At 73.4% G+C, this 14,012-nt stretch carries 10 protein-coding genes; 3 read left to right on the top strand and 7 right to left on the bottom strand.

What is annotated here, in order from left to right:
• The first annotated feature begins 120 nt into the window (after positions 1–120).
• Positions 121–636 carry an immunity 21 family protein gene (locus tag ACFWI4_RS01190; protein WP_387189488.1) on the top strand — a complete coding sequence of 172 codons (516 nt, stop codon included), beginning with the start codon at positions 121–123 and terminating at the stop codon, positions 634–636.
• Positions 637–776: 140 nt separating this feature from the next.
• Here ACFWI4_RS01190 and ACFWI4_RS01185 read toward each other — a convergent pair whose 3' ends face one another.
• Both ACFWI4_RS01185 and ACFWI4_RS01180 read right to left on the bottom strand, forming a co-directional pair.
• Complete coding sequence (locus ACFWI4_RS01185) at positions 777–2,468, bottom strand: DUF885 domain-containing protein (protein ID WP_387189487.1); 1,692 nt, start codon at positions 2,466–2,468, stop codon at positions 777–779.
• A 62-nt stretch (positions 2,469–2,530) separates the two neighbouring features.
• Positions 2,531–3,037 (bottom strand): Lrp/AsnC family transcriptional regulator, encoded by a 507-nt coding sequence (locus ACFWI4_RS01180; RefSeq protein ID WP_387189486.1) that lies wholly within the window; start codon positions 3,035–3,037, stop codon positions 2,531–2,533.
• A gap of 60 nt (positions 3,038–3,097) precedes the next feature.
• Between ACFWI4_RS01180 and ACFWI4_RS01175 the strand changes: the two genes are divergently transcribed.
• Positions 3,098–4,306 (top strand): trans-sulfuration enzyme family protein, encoded by a 1,209-nt coding sequence (locus ACFWI4_RS01175; RefSeq protein ID WP_387189485.1) that lies wholly within the window; start codon positions 3,098–3,100, stop codon positions 4,304–4,306.
• Between the two features lie 315 nt (positions 4,307–4,621).
• Here ACFWI4_RS01175 and ACFWI4_RS01170 read toward each other — a convergent pair whose 3' ends face one another.
• The 5 genes from ACFWI4_RS01170 to ACFWI4_RS01150 form a co-directional block, all read right to left on the bottom strand.
• A complete protein-coding gene (locus ACFWI4_RS01170) occupies positions 4,622–6,106 on the bottom strand; it encodes a GNAT family N-acetyltransferase (protein ID WP_387189484.1) in 1,485 nt (494 codons plus the stop codon).
• Positions 6,107–6,257: 151 nt separating this feature from the next.
• Positions 6,258–8,969 carry a DUF6493 family protein gene (locus ACFWI4_RS01165; protein WP_387189482.1) on the bottom strand — a complete coding sequence of 904 codons (2,712 nt, stop codon included), beginning with the start codon at positions 8,967–8,969 and terminating at the stop codon, positions 6,258–6,260.
• A complete protein-coding gene (locus tag ACFWI4_RS01160; protein ID WP_387189481.1) occupies positions 8,966–10,438 on the bottom strand; it encodes an SWIM zinc finger family protein in 1,473 nt (490 codons plus the stop codon). The genes ACFWI4_RS01165 and ACFWI4_RS01160 overlap by 4 nt, the downstream gene beginning before the upstream one ends.
• A gap of 238 nt (positions 10,439–10,676) precedes the next feature.
• Complete coding sequence (locus tag ACFWI4_RS01155; protein WP_387189480.1) at positions 10,677–12,272, bottom strand: alkaline phosphatase D family protein; 1,596 nt, start codon at positions 12,270–12,272, stop codon at positions 10,677–10,679.
• 45 nt (positions 12,273–12,317) lie between these two features.
• Positions 12,318–13,802: a PLP-dependent aminotransferase family protein gene (locus ACFWI4_RS01150; RefSeq protein WP_387189479.1), complete on the bottom strand. Its 1,485-nt coding sequence runs from the start codon at positions 13,800–13,802 to the stop codon at positions 12,318–12,320.
• On the opposite strand from ACFWI4_RS01150, the gene ACFWI4_RS01145 reads away from it, so the two are divergent.
• Positions 13,793–13,984 (top strand): hypothetical protein, encoded by a 192-nt coding sequence (locus ACFWI4_RS01145; RefSeq protein WP_387189478.1) that lies wholly within the window; start codon positions 13,793–13,795, stop codon positions 13,982–13,984. The two genes, ACFWI4_RS01150 and ACFWI4_RS01145, sit on opposite strands and share 10 nt — an antisense overlap.
• Positions 13,985–14,012 lie beyond the last annotated feature (28 nt).

The following is a 14,012-nucleotide window of genomic DNA, read 5'->3' as shown; positions in this document are numbered from 1 at the left end:
CTCTGGCGAGGCGGCCGGCCCGGCGCTCCGGGTCCCGCGGCTCCCCGACGGTGTCCGGATCCGGTGCGCGGGCCGCCGCCTCTCGTACGGCGGCGGACCCGTGCCGTGTAGCTTCTGCGCATGCCAAGATACGCGGACCCCGGTGCGGTCCAGTGGGTGGAGTCGGGCGGCGGGCCGCTCATAGCGATCCCGGAGACGGTCCTGCCGTTCTGGTCGGGGGCCGACGGCGACGACATGTCCTGCGACTACGACCGGGCCTGTGACGTCGACGGGTTCGTCGGACTCCTGCCCGTGGGCGACACCAGGGCGCTGGTCCTCGGCGACGATCCCGCCGCGACCGCCTACCTCCCCGAGCACGCCACCTTCGTCCGCTGGTGCGCCGCCGAGTCCGAGGACGAACTGCTCGCCGTCGTCCCGGCGGCGCTCGCCGAGGCCGTCTGGGAGCCGGAGGTGGAGTGGAGGGTGCCCGGCCCCGTCGTCCTCTTCGACGCCACCTGGCCGGGCGCCGCCCTGGAGAGCACGGAGCACCTGACGGTGGAACTCGAACCGGGCCGGTACGGGGTCCGCGCGGCCCGCGTCCAGCCGGGGCCCGAGACGTGGGTGGGACTCGTACAACTGCGCCGGCTGGCGCCGTGAGACCTTGACGCCTTGAGACATAGCCCTCTTGAGGCCTTGAGGCCTTGAGGCCTTGATACCTCGATGCCCTGATGTGTCGGCGTCCCCGCGTCCGGATGGCCCGCGCGGTGGCCGGGGCCGGGCCACCGCGCGCGCCGCCGTCAGAGCCGGGAGAGTTCGTCCACCAGGTCGTCCAGGCCCAGGGAGCCCTGGGACAGGGCGGCCATGTGCCACGCCTTGGCGTCGAAGGCGTCACCGTGGCGCTGCTTCGCCATCTCACGGCCCAGCAGCCAGGCACGCTCGCCCAGCTTGTAGCCGATGGCCTGGCCCGGCATCGTGAGATAACGGGTCAGCTCGCTCTCCACGAAGTCGGCCGGCCGGCTGCTGTGGGCGCCGAAGAACTCCTGGGCCAGTTCCGGGGTCCAGCGCTCGCCCGGGTGGAACGGCGAGTCGGCGGGGACCTCCAGCTCCAGGTGCATGCCGATGTCGACGATGACCCGGGCGGCACGCATCATCTGCGCGTCGAGATAGCCCAGCCGCTCCTCGGCGTCGGTGAGGAAACCGAGCTCGTCCATCAGCCGCTCCGCGTACAGGGCCCAGCCCTCGCAGTTGGCGCTGACCATGCCGACGGTGGCCTGGTAGCGGGACAGGTCGTCGACGACGTACGCCCACTGCGCGAGCTGGAGGTGATGACCGGGCACCCCCTCGTGGTACCAGGTCGAGACGAGGTCGTAGACGGGGAAGCGGGTCTGTCCCATCGTGGGCAGCCAGGTGCGGCCCGGCCGGGAGAAGTCCTGCGAGGGCGCGGTGTAGTAGGGGGCCGCCGCACTGCCGGGCGGGGCGATACGGGACTCCACCTTCCGTACCGGCTCGGCGAGTTCGAAGTGGGTGCCGTCCAGGGCCGTGATCGCCTCGTCCATGAGCCCCTGGAGCCACTGCTGGACCTCGTCGACGCCCTCGATGTGCTGGCCGTGCTCGTCGAGGTGCGCGAGGGCCACCCACGGCGTCGCCGCGCCGGGCAGGATCTTCTCGGCCTCGGTCCGCATCTCGGCCAGGAGCCGGTGGTACTCGGCCCAGCCGTACGCGTACGCCTCGTCGAGGTCCAGGTCCGTACCGTTGAAGTAGCGCGCCAGCCGCGCGTACCGCTCGTGCCCCACGGTGTCGGGACCGCCCTCGATCGTGGGCGCGTACACATCACGCATCCAGTCGCGCAGGGAGACCACCGCCTCCGTCGCGCCGCGCGCCGCCGTGTCCAGCTCCTCGCGCAGGGACGCGGGGCCCGACGAGGCGAAGTCCTCGAACCAGCCGCGGCCCTCTCCGTCCGTGTCCGACCACTCCGTGAGCTGTTCGACGAAGGTCGCGGTCGGCCGCGGTCCCGCGTACAGCTTGCGGTCGAGGCCGAGCGCGAGGGACTCCCGGTAGCCCGCGAGCGCGGCCGGGACCGCGCGCAGCCGCTCGGCGACGGCCGCCCAGTCGTCGTCGGTCTCCGTCGGTGTCAGGGTGAAGACCTGCCGCACGGAGTGCACCGGTGTGTGCAGGTTGCCGACCGCCCGCAGGCCCTCGCCTGCCTCGTGGACCGCGATCGCGGCGCTGAGCCGCTCACGCAGCAGCCGGGCGCAGCGGCGCTCGATGTCGCGGTCCGCGCCGGGCCGCCGCTCCGCCTCGTCCAGCCGCGCGAGGGTCACCCGGGCCAGCTCGGCGACGGCCTCCTGGCCCGCGGGGGAATTGTCGGGAAGCCTGCCGTGACTCTCCTTCACACCGAGGTAGGTACCGAGAACCGGGTCGAGGGCGATGAGGTCGTCGACGTACGCGTCGGCGACCTCGCGGGGCAGCGGGTTCTTCGTCTCTGACATGCGCACATCCTCATACGGGCACGGGTGCCGCGTCAGCCCGCGCAACCGGGCTTTCCGGCGCGTCAGGCGGATTTGGCCGGAGACGGTGTGCCGGGCCCGGCGGGCGGCAGCAGGGGGCCGCAGTCCCACTGCTGGAATATCAGCCGCGTCTCGACCCTGGCCACCTCACGCTGCGAGGTGAACTCGTCCAGCACCAGCCGCTGGAGATCCGCCATGTCCGCGACCGCGACATGGACGAGATAGTCGTCCGGGCCGGTCAGATGGAAGACCGTCCGCGACTCCGGCAGCAGCCGGATCCGGTCCACGAAGGGCCCCACGAGTTCCCGCCGGTGCGGCCGGACCTGTACGGACAGCAGCGCCTCCAGACCCCGGCCGAGCTTCGCCGGGTCCAGCCGCAGCTGATGGCCGAGAATCACTCCCGCCCGCCGCAGCCGGGTCACCCGGTCGAGGCAGGTCGACGGAGCGACCCCCACCTGCGCGGCGAGATCGCGGTAGGTCGTCCGGGCGTCGTTCTGCAGCAGCCGCAGCAGATGAAGATCCACCGGATCAAGTACGACAGAATCGGCCATGGCGCGAACGTAACACGGGATCCGGCGCCGAAAGCCCGCCCGGTGTTCAGGCTTCCGCGCATGGACTCCGTTGTGTACGACACGCAGGGCGCGCAGGACGCGCAGGACGACCCGAACGGAATCGGCCGGGTCCCGGCCGCACCGGCCCGGGCACTCGCCACGGAAGCCGTGCACGCGGGCCGGGAGGACCTGGCGGCTCTCGGGCTGCACGCGGCGCCGATCGACCTGTCGACCACCTACCCCTCGTACGACAGCCGCGGTGAGGCCGCCCGGATCGACGCCTTCGCGGCCGAGGGCGCCGAACCCGACGGCCCGCCCGTCTACGCGCGCCTCGGCAATCCGACCGTCGCCCGCTTCGAGACCGCCCTGGCGCGCCTCGAAGGGACCGAGAGCGCGGTCGCCTTCGCGAGCGGCATGGCGGCACTGAGTGCCGTCCTCCTCGTACGCAACGCGATGGGCCTGCGCCATGTCGTCGCCGTACGCCCGCTGTACGGATGCAGCGACCACCTGCTGACGGCCGGGCTGCTCGGCAGCGAGGTCACCTGGGTCGACCCGGCCGGGATCGCCGACGCGTTGCGGCCCGACACGGGTCTCGTGATGGTCGAGTCCCCGGCCAACCCGACGCTCGCCGAACTGGACCTGCGGGCCGTGGCGCACGCCTGCGGATCAGTGCCGCTCCTCGCGGACAACACCTTCGCGACCCCCGTGCTCCAGCGCCCGGCCGAACAGGGCGCGCGGCTGGTCCTGCACAGCGCCACCAAGTACCTGGGCGGCCACGGGGACGTGATGGCCGGAGTGGTGGCCTGCGACGAGGAGTTCGCGTGCAAGCTGCGGCAGGTGCGGTTCGCCACGGGAGGCGTCCTGCATCCGCTGGCCGGCTATCTGCTGCTGCGCGGACTGTCGACCCTGCCCGTCCGGGTCAGGGCCGCCTCCGCCAACGCCGCAGAACTCGCCCGCCGGCTCGCCGCCGACCCGCGCGTCGCCCGCGTCCACTACCCGCGCATCGGGGGCGCCATGATCGCGTTCGAGGTGCACGGCGACCCGCATGCCGTGATCGCCGGAGTCCGGCTGGTCACCCCGGCCGTGAGCCTCGGCAGCGTCGACAGCCTCATCCAGCACCCGGCCTCCATAAGCCACCGGATCGTCCCCACGGCGGACCGCCACGACGCGGGCGTCAGCGACCGGCTGCTGCGGCTGTCGGTGGGCCTGGAGGACGTGGACGACCTGTGGTCCGACCTGGACGCGGCCCTGGGCAGCGGCGGGAAGTGACGGGCCCGGACCCGGGGGGCGGGAGAGGGGTGTCTTTCCGCCGGCATGGCGAAGCCCCCGGCACGACGTGTGCCGGGGGCGCGCTGCGGTGCTGCCGTCGGTGTCCGTCCGTGTCCGTCCGTGTCCGGTGGGGTCAGCCGGTGCCGGTGTGCCGGTGGCCGCGGTGACCGCCGAGGCACGTCGGCACACCGGCACCGACGGACGCGGCTCGGGCTCGCTCGGGTCCGGCCCGCTCGGGTCCGCCGGCTCAGGTCTGGCACGCTCGGATCCGGCCCGCTCGGGTTCAGCGCGGACGGGTGCGGACCCGGAGCTTGGTCAGTCCCGGTCGGCCCCCGTGCCCGGCACCGTCCACTTGCCCGCCCCCTGCCGGGCGTGGCCGAGGGCGTACGGCAGGGACGACGTCACGGGCGTCGTCGCGGACGTCGTCACCGGTGGCGTGTCCAGGCGGGCGGTGATGACCAGGGTGCCCTCCTCGATCTGGTAGTCGAGGGGGAGCCCGAGACCGCGCATCGCGGCGACCATGCCCGTGTTCGAGGCCTGCGTCACGGCGTACACGCTCGCGCAGCCCGCCTCGGCGGCCATCGCCACCAGACGGCCGAGCAGTTCGATGCCGATCCCGCGCCGCTGCCACTCGTCCTCGACGAGCAGAGCGACCTCCGTCTCGTCGCCGTCCCAGAGGAGATGACCGAGCCCGACGATCCTGCCGGACGCGGTGCGGACGGCGAGGGTGCGCCCGAAGCTCGGGCTGAGCAGATGGTTGAGGTACCGGTCCGCGTCACCGACGGGCCCGTGGTACCGCAGGCTCAACGTGCGCGGCGAGCAACGCTCGTGCATCGCCTTGGCGGCCTCCAGGTCGGAGACGTCCGCCCTCTGCACGGTGATCGGGTTGCCCTCGGGCAGCGTCAACATGTCCTGTCCCCGCGGGATCCGCGGACCGAGCCGCGCGTCCAGCTCGACCAGCGCCCGCGCCCTGGCGAACTCGGTCGGCGTGAACGGCAGATACGGCCGCTCGACCGTGATCACTCCGCCCTCCGGCGCGCGCAGTCGCATCACCGTGTCCTCCAGGGCCCCCTCCACAGGGGCGCCCTCCGTCGCCCGGCCGGAGACGGGCGAGGTGGCGGGCAGCGAACGGATCGTGCACCGGCCGAGCAACTGCCGCAACGCCAGCGGAAGTTCGGAGGCGTCGAGGGCCGTACGGGTGGCGAGTCCGAGCACCCGGGTCGGCGCGTCCACCAGATCGTGGGCGTCGGCGCGCTCGATCCAGGTCGCGGTGCCGCCGGCCTGCGCCACACTCCGGGAGATCTCGGACGTGGGCAGATCGGCGGGCGCGCGCAGCAGGAACTCGTCGACCGTCCCCTCCGCCAGCGGGTGCGTCTGAAGGCTCAGGATGTCGACCTGGCGCCGCGCGAGCGCCGTGCACAGCGCGGCGAGCGAACCCGGCGCGTCCTTGACCGTCGTCCGCATCCGCAGCAGCGCCGTCGCCTCCGCGACCGCCAGCGGCTCCGCCGCCCCTTCCTCGGAACCCGCGCCCGTTCGCCCCTCCGAGGGCGGCCGGGCGCCGGTATCACCCGTCGGCGGAGCGTGACCGTGGCGCCGTGCCCACCAGGTGTGGAAGCCGGCCGTGGCGACCAGCAGGGCCGCCGAGATCGCCAGCAGCGTGGGACCGCCGGGGCCGTGCCCGATCAGGTTGGCCACACCGTCGGCGACGGCCACCGCCGTGAACAGCGCGGCGAGTTCGACGAGGTCCCGTCGCCAGTGGTGAACGGGCCGTCCATGCTTTGCACGCGTCACATCAGACATGTCTGGAGTCATACAGTCACTGTGAAGGAACGGTGTTGCGTGATCACGAACGGCTTGTGACTGATCGGTTAAGTGTCATTCTGTCCTTTTTATAGTTCTTTTTACGGGTCTTTTGCCTCGGCGGTGAGGGTCCGTTGCCCACTTGGTGGGGTCAGGCCGCGGCTTCCCCGGTCAGCGCGGTGAGCAGCCGCCGGGCCTGGGTCACCACCTTGGACGAGCCCTGCCGGCCGGCGGTCCCGGCGAGGTGCGTCAGGTCGCCGCGCGCCCCCGACCGCTCGGCACAGTCGGCGGCGACGGCCAGCAGCTCGCCGAGCCCCCGCGCCGCGCCGCCCGACCCGTCCGCGGCGAGGTCGGCCAGCAGGACCGGCAGCAGACCGCGCAGCACCGACCAGACGGTGGCGTACGCGCCCGTGGCGGCCGCCGTGCGTATCGACTCGGCCAGCCGGGACTTCTTCAGCGCGCCCCTGTGGACCAGCTCCCCGAGGTCCGCGCCGAGCCGCCCGGCGTCGAGCTGTCCCCGGGCCGCGAGAACCAGTAGGGCGTCCACCGCGGCGAGTCGGTCCTCGGGATGCCGGGCCCCGAGCCCGTACGCCACGCACAGATGCAGGGCCTCGCCCGCCGTGCCGTCCGCCTCCGCGAGCAGCGGCAGCGTCATGGCGTCCATGCGGGTGTCCTCGACCGCCGCCGTGCTGATGTCGCGCAGCAGGCGCGCGGCCACCAGCTCACGGCGGCCCGGGACGACGGCCGGCCAGTGCTGCTGGTCCGTGACACCCCAGTGCCGGCAGTACCAGTGGTCCTTGAACACCGTCAGGGGACGGCCCAAGGGTCTGAACTCGCTGGGGAACAGATCCTGGATCTCCTCCAGTTCACCAAGCTCCAGCAGGACCCGGACGCCGGACGTCCTGCGGCGGCTCGTGGGGAGCAGCGGGCCCTCCCCGGAGAGCCACTGGGCGAGCCGGTACCCCTCCGGGCTGTCGAGCGCGCGGGCCCCGGCCGCCGCTGCCGCCGACACCGCCGGGTCGTCGCGCCGTACGCGCAGGAGCGCCTGGGCGAAGTCGGCCGTTCCCGGACGGGCGTCGAGACGGCGGTACTCGGTGAGACGCTCGACCAGTTCACCGGGCTCCAGGAGTCCGGTGTCCCAGCTGGGCGTGGCCAGCAGGAACGGCATGGGCTCCGCGCGGAGCCGGTAGGCCGCCTCCCACAGCCGCGCCTCGAAGGCGCGGGAGAGCGCGCTGTGATGGCAGTTGCCGCTCGTCGGTCCGTGCTGTGTCGCCGCGTGGAGGGTGTCCGTGCCGACCTCCTCGAACAGGGCCGCGAGGACCACTTCGAGACCGTGCGGCGACTCCCGGAAGACCCGGTCCGAGCTCGGGTACCGCGGGTCACGGTCCTTCCACCAGCACCGCGCGACCACCGGCCCGAGGGCCTCCACCAGAGCGCCGCGGTCGCGGTGGGCGTGCCGGACCAGACCGTCCAGGGCACGCTCGAACGCGGCGACGCCACCGCCGGAGGCCAGTATCGCGCTGACCTCCTCGGCCAGTTCGGTCACCGACTCCGGTGCGGGCGTGAGCCGTTCCGGCTCCGGAACGGGAGGCAGCACGTCCTCCTGGACCGTCGAGGCGGCTCCGGGGACGTCGATGCCGAGGACGCGCCGCGCCCGGATCCGCAGCCCGGGGCTCAGGTCCGCGGCGAGCTCGCAGAGCCGCTCCCGGGCGTCGTCCGCGGCCTCGGGGCCGCCCGTGCCGTCCGCGGGGCGCGGCTCGTCGGTGGTGTCCGTTCCCGATGTGGAGGGCAGTGCCGCGATGTGGCGTTCCACCAGCTTCAGCGCCCGCTCCTGCACATCCGTGTCCTCGTGCCCGAACGCCTCCGCCACCGCGGGCAGCAGCACCCCGGCCGTGGACGGATCGCGCTTGAGGACCTTCCCGAGCAGCACGAGCTGGGCGCGGACCAGCTTCTTCTCGGTGCGGAAGAGCACGCCCGCCGACATCTCCGCCAGCTGCCGGGACGTCAGTTCACCGTCCAGCGCGAAGGAGGCGAGCACGGACTGCGCGTGCCAGGCCACGGCCGGAACGGCCTGGCAGGCGAGCGCCGTCCAGTCGGCAGAGCGCTCGCGTTCCTCGGCACGGGTCAGGGCCAGCGACGACAGCAGACGCAGGAACACCCGCTGGTCGGCCGGGGCGCCACCGCGCAGGAGCCGCGCGACGCACGCGTCCACCAGCACCTTGCGGTCGAGAGTGCCCTCCTCGGCCAGCTCGGCGAGGGCGTTGTACCAACTGCCCGGTCCGTCGCCGAACAGCCAGGCGATCTGCCCGGTGACCTCCAGCGACTCGAACAGCGCGTTGATCATCACGGGCAGGTGCGGTTCCTGGCGCAGCCGCTGCGCCACGGAACGGCCGCCGTTCCACGAGGCGCCGATGTGCTCGAACCAGCCCCGCACATAGGCGTCCGTCGTCGGGACCTCGCAGCCGGACAGCCCCACCAGCCCCGACAGCAGCGCGAACGGCAGCCGGGAGGCGGCGGGCCGGGCGGCGAGCCGGTGGGCCAGATCACCGAGCCAGTCGGACTCGCGGTCGCCGAGCACATGGAGCAGGACACCCGGCGAGGCCTGGGACCAGCGCATGTCGACGCCGGCGATCCAGGTCGCCGCTCCGGCGGCGCCGGTGTGACACGCGGCCCCCGCCGCGTGCAGCGCCGGACAGGCCGCCCGGGAGGCCGCGTTCCACGGCGCGGAGCGCAGTTCCTTGCGGAGCTCCTTCAACGCGGGCAGACAGGAACGGCGTTCGGCGTCCGTCATCCCGTCCAGGAGGCCGGTGGCCTCGACGGTCCGCCCCGCGCGTACCGCTTCCAGCAGTGCCGTGCCACTCATCGCCCATCGCCCCCGTCGACCGGAACGCCCGTCATTTCCTCGATGCGCCCCGCGGTCGCGGCCGTCGCCGCGACGTGAACGGGGCCGTTCCCGTGTCCGGCCCCGGTGGTGGCGCCGCGGCGCACCATCCGCACCGCGAGCGCGTGCTTGCACGGCCCGCGGCCACCCCGGTACTTCGCCCACCACAGGCAGGAACAGCTCAGCGTGCCCGCGTCGTCGCGGACGCGGTGCACATGTCCGTCCTCCGCCGTCACCGTGCCGATGACTCCGTCCAGCGCGACCGCGCCCGCCGACACCAGGGCGAGGGCCGACCGCAGGCGCGGATTGTGCCGTTCGGCCCGCCCCGCGTCGTACGGCAGCTCCCGGTGGAAGTACGCGGCCTCCGCGGTGTCGTAGCCGACCCGGCCCGACGTGCCCAGCCGGACCAGGGCCGACCGCACCCGCTCGGCCGGCAGACCGGAGGCGGCGGCCAGGTCGCCCACGTCGACGCGCGGCTCCCAGGCCAGCAGGACCGCGATCAGCTCCGCGTCGTCGGCGGCCTCGTCGGTGGCGAGGGCGTCCAGCACCCCGCCCTCGCCGGAGAAGCCGCGGGAGGCGTCCGGAGACAGCGTGAGCGTCAGCCGCATCCCAGGGAGGACCGCTTCCCAGGCGGCGGCCAGGGTCGCGTCCCCGGAGACCGGCGGGCCGTACACCCGCAGGGCGGTCGCGTGGCGCAGCACCCTCTGGAGCGCGATCAACCGGTCGGGTCCCGGCAGACAGACCGCTCCCGGCACCGGCCGGGTCGTCGGACGCAGCCCCCGCCCCACCGGCACCACCCACTGGGCGGGGCCCGACCGGCCGCGCCCCGTGCCGCGCGGGAGCGAGCGCAGGAACCGTACGGCCTCGGCCGCGGGCAGCTCCGCCCTCAGGTCGAAGGCGGCGGCCGTCACCTGGGCCTCGGCGAATCCCCGAAGCCAGCGGTCAGGAAGCGGCACCTTCTTCTCCACCACCGGTCCGTCCAGGGTGGTCACGGCCATCTCGTCCGGACCGACCCGGAGGTGCAGGGGGTCGTCCGTGCCGATGCGGGAAAGGGCCTCGCGCAGCGGGTTGTTGACGTCGACGTTCGTCGTCCCGTGGCCGATCTCGTCGCCGTCGAGGCCGGGGGTCAGCACGTCGAGACGCGCGTACACCCCGCCGCAGCCGGAGAAGGACTCGAACCGCAGCCGGTCACCGTTGCCCGTGACCACCGGGTCCAGGGAGGCCCGCAGCTGCGGCTGGTAGTAGCGGGCCGCGGCGACGTCGGCCACCGCCAGCAGGCCGGCCGCCGCCACCTGAGGTGACGTCAGGAAGCCGGAGAAGAACCGCGGATGGTCCTGGATCCCCGTGGGCGTGGAGCCCCGTGAGGTCTCCAGTCCCAGCCGTCGTCCGCCGGGCGCGGACTCCAGCGCGGAGGGTCGGGTGTAGGCCACGGCCTGCAACGATCGCGTCATGGAAAAACCGTAGACGCGACCACTGACAATCGCTCCTGACCTGCGAGGACTTGCTCACCGGACGGTGCTGCCCGCCGCATCCGGCGGACGCCTCGCAGCGACGGCCCGCGGCGGCTGCCCACGGTGACGGCACCCGGTGACGGCCCGCGGCGGCTGCCCGCGGTGATGGTCAGGCGTCACGGCCCGCCGTGCCGTGTGCCGCGGGCGAGCCCGGATCCGGCACGGCGGGCCCGTACGCCTACTGCCCCACGCGTCCCGGCTGGAGCACCTGCGTGAACAGCACGGTCCCGTCCTGCTCGCGCAGACGTACCGTCAGTTCCCCGCTGTCGCCGTCGATGTCGACCTCGCCGAAGAACTGGTAGCCGCCGGCGGGCGAGACGTTCGAGGCGACGGGAGCCTTCACGAACACCCGCTCGGGGCCGAAGGTGCCGTCAAGCGCGCTGGCCGGGAAGGCCCCGGCGTTCAGCGGACCCGAGACGAACTCCCAGAACGGCTCGAAGTCGGTGAACGCGGCTCGCGACGGCTGATAGTGCTGCGCGGAGGTGTGGTGCACGTCAGCCGTCAGCCACACCGTGCCCGTGATCCGCCGGTGCTTGACGAACCGCAGCAGCTCGGCCAGTTGGAGCTCACGTCCGAGCGGTGCGCCGGGGTCGCCCTGGGCCACCGCCTCGAAGTCGGGCCGCCCCTCGGTCGTGTCCGGGACGACGAGACCGAGCGGCATGTCCGCGGCGATCACCTTCCACACGGCACGGGAGCGCGACAGCTCCCGCTTCAGCCACTCCAGCTGCGCGGCGCCGAGGATGCCCTGGGGATCGGTCGTCTGGTCGTCCGGGGAGTTGGGGTTGCGATAGCTGCGCATGTCGAGGACGAACAGGTCAAGGAGCGGACCGTGGCGCATGACCCGGTGCACACGGCCGTCCGGGTCCCCGGGCCGCAGGGTCGACACCGGGAAGTACTCGCTGAAAGCCCGCCGGGCCCGTGCCGCCAGGACGTCGACGCTCTTCTCCGTGTACCGCGTGTCCGTGGTGGCGATCACCTCTCCCGGATACCAGTTGTTGCGCACCTCGTGGTCGTCCCACTGGATGACGGAGGGCACCTGGGCGTTGAACCGCCTGAGGTTCTCGTCGAGCAGGTTGTAGCGGAAGTTGCCGCGGAACTCCGCCAGGGACTCGGCGACCTTGGACTTCTCCTCGGTGGTGACGTTCCGCCAGGTACCGCCGTCGGGAAGCGGGGCCGTCGCCGCGATCGGCCCGTCCGCGTAGATGTTGTCGCCGCTGCACAGGAAGAAGTCGGGGTCGAGCCGGGCCATCGCGTCGTAGATGCGGTATCCGCCGAGGTCCGGGTTGATGCCCCAGCCCTGGCCCGCGAGGTCGCCCGACCAGAGGAAGCGCACACCACCCCGGCGCGCGTGCGGAACGGTGCGGAAGGTCCCGTTCACCGGCTCGCCGGTGCGCCGGGGGTCGTCGGGGTCGGCGAGCAGCACGCGGTAGTGGATCTGTTCGCCCGCGGGCAGCCCGCGAAGCCGGGTCGTCCCGGTGAAGTCCGTGTCGGCGCCGAGCAGGGGACCGTGCCATCTGCGCGGGGCGCGGAACGAGGCGGTCGCCGAGGTCTCGACGATCATCCGTGCGGGCCGGTCGGAGCGGACCCACACCAGACCGGAGTCGGCGGTCACGTCTCCGGCCTGCACGCCCCAGCCGGCCGTCGGCCGGCCGGACAGGGCGAACGCCGGCGCCGAGCCCAGCGTGGTGGGCAGGGCCAGCGCCGCCGACGCGGCGAGGGAGCCGCGCAGCACGCTGCGGCGGCCTGGGGACGAGTTGAGCGGACTGTGCGCCATGGATACGCCTCCGAGTACGGATTCGGCCAGTGTGCAGAGCCACAACTACTGGCGCGCGGCAGCGCGCACGGAAACCGTGGATGAACACACCGCCTCCGCCATCAGCCGCACGCCGTCCCGGATCCGCGCGGGAGCCAGATGGGCGTACCCCAGCACGAGCCGTACGCCGTCCGGGGCCGACGCTCCGTAGTGCGCCGAGGGCCGGACCACGACCCCGGCCGCCGTGACCCGTTCCAGGAAACGGTCCTGGGGTCCGTACCGGCCGGGCAGGGCGGCGACGACGTGCAGTCCGGCCGCGATCCCCGACACCTCCGTGCCCGGAAAGTGCTCCTCCAGGGCCGCGACCAAGGTGTCGCGCCGCTCCCGGTAGGCACGCTGGCAGCGGCGCAACTGACGGTCGTAGTCGCCGCGTTCCACGAAGCGGGCCAGGAGCGCCTGGTCGAGGGCCGGGTTGCCGAGGTCCATGGTGCGCTTGCGCTCGACGACCTCCTCGAAGTGGGACGCCGGGACGAGGAGCCAGCCGAGGCGGAGCCCCGGGGCGAGCGATTTGCTCACCGAGCCCGTGTACGCCACCTGTTCGGGGTCGAGGCCCTGGAGGGCACCCACCGGGGCGCGGTCGTAGCGGAAGTCGCCGTCGTAGTCGTCCTCGATCAGCAGCCCGTCCACGGACCGGGCCCAGTCGAGGAGTCCGGCACGACGCCGCGCCGAGTAGGCGATCCCCGTGGGGAACTGGTGGGCCGGTGTCGTGACCACGGCCCGCACCCCCGAGGCCCGCAACGGAGCGATCGCGAGGCCCTCGTCGTCGAGCGGCAACGGTACGGTGCCAACGCCGGCCGAGGCGAACAGCGAGCCCAGCTCCGGACTTCCCGGGTCCTCGACGCCCACGCCGGTCGTCCCGCGCGCGCGGAGCACGAGTCCGAGCAGGGTCATCGCCTGGGCGACCCCGGAGACCACGATCACGCGCTCCGGGTCGGCGACCACGCCCCGGCGGCGCACGAGGAGTTCGGCGAGGGCGGTCCGCAGCCTCGGCAGACCGCGCGGATCCGGGTAGCCCAGCGCCTGGTGGGGCAGTTCGGACAGTACCCCGCGGTGCGCTGCGGCCCATGTGGAGCGCGGGAAGAGGGACAGGTCGGGGGTTCCCGGGACGAAGTCGGCCAGTACCCCTGGGGGCCGGGCGGCGCGGTCACGCGCGCGTGGGCCGACCGCGCGGACCGCCCCGCCCACCCAGGTACCGGCGCCCCGGCCACTGCGCAGATACCCCTCCGCCGTCAGCTGCTCGTACGCCTCGGTGACCAGCCCCCGCGACACGCCGAGGTCAGCGGCGAGCGCCCGGCTGGACGGCAGCCGGGTACCGGGAGCGAGCTGTCCGGAACGGACCGCCTCGCGCAGCGCGGCCTGAAGGGTGCGCCCACGCGCGCGTGGCGGCGCCGCGGCGGCCGGCAGGAGCAGCTCCCACGCGGCCGACGAGGGACCCGGCCCTTCCGCGGCGCCCGGAGGTGGCCCCGTGCGACGGGTCCCGGATGACGTCATGGAACTGGACCCTATGTCCTGTTACCGGGCCTGGAGTTCTGACCCGGGGGTTCCGCCGGGCGCTGGACCGACTGGAGGCGACGGAAACGCATCCGCACGTCCTCAAGCGGATCCAGGAGGCCGAGGTCGACCCCCTGTTCGGCACCGGAGAAGCCGCCTTCGGCATCGAGCTGGACCTGTGAGCCGGCATCGCCGACGCCGTACTCGCCC

This window comes from Streptomyces sp. NPDC127038, assembly GCF_042725875.1.
Taxonomy (GTDB): Bacteria; Actinomycetota; Actinomycetes; order Streptomycetales; family Streptomycetaceae; genus Streptomyces.
The sequence above is the reverse complement of the archived record's forward strand: the minus strand, read 5'-3'. Positions and strand labels throughout refer to the sequence as shown.